Annotated in this window: 1 protein-coding gene; it reads right to left on the bottom strand. The window is 51.8% G+C overall.

Going from position 1 to position 546, the window contains the following annotated elements:
• Positions 1-546: PHP domain-containing protein (locus NE664_13020; GenBank protein MCQ4727554.1), on the bottom strand; the 546-nt coding region annotated here is incomplete at both ends.

The following is a 546-nucleotide window of genomic DNA, read 5'->3' as shown; positions in this document are numbered from 1 at the left end:
TGCAAAGGTCTGGTCTTTGGGATTATCCACCAGCAGCTTTAGATCGTCAACGAGATACCCCTCCACCCCATACAGGATCTTAAAGGTATCGCCTTTGTCCAGGGCGTGGTTGGCATCCGGGAAGGACTGGACGCACCCGTGGTCTGTGACGGCAATGGCCGGCATTCCCCACTTTTTCGCACGCTTTACGTTATCCTTGACCTCTGTTACGCCATCCATATCGCTCATCTTCGTATGGCAGTGGAGCTCCACCCGTTTCTCCAGGCTTCCATCCATCCGCTTGCCCGTGAAGTCCTCCGACTTCTTAATACCCACCACAGAGCCCAGGGTCAGTTCGCCGTCAAACTTGTCAATAGTCGTCACACCCTTGATCTTAATAAACGTCCCCGCCTGGACGGCCGCCTTTAAGTCATCTAACTGCTCTTCTCTTGCAAACATCTTTACTGTAATCGTATCCGTAAAGTCGGAGATATCGAAGATCATAATCGTCTTTCCGCTCCGCAGTTCCCGGCTGTCCACCATAAGAATCTTTCCACGGATGGTTAC

Source organism: Anaerotignum faecicola, from assembly GCA_024460105.1.
Lineage (GTDB): Bacteria > Bacillota > Clostridia > Lachnospirales > Anaerotignaceae > JANFXS01.
The sequence above is the reverse complement of the archived record's forward strand: the minus strand, read 5'-3'. Positions and strand labels throughout refer to the sequence as shown.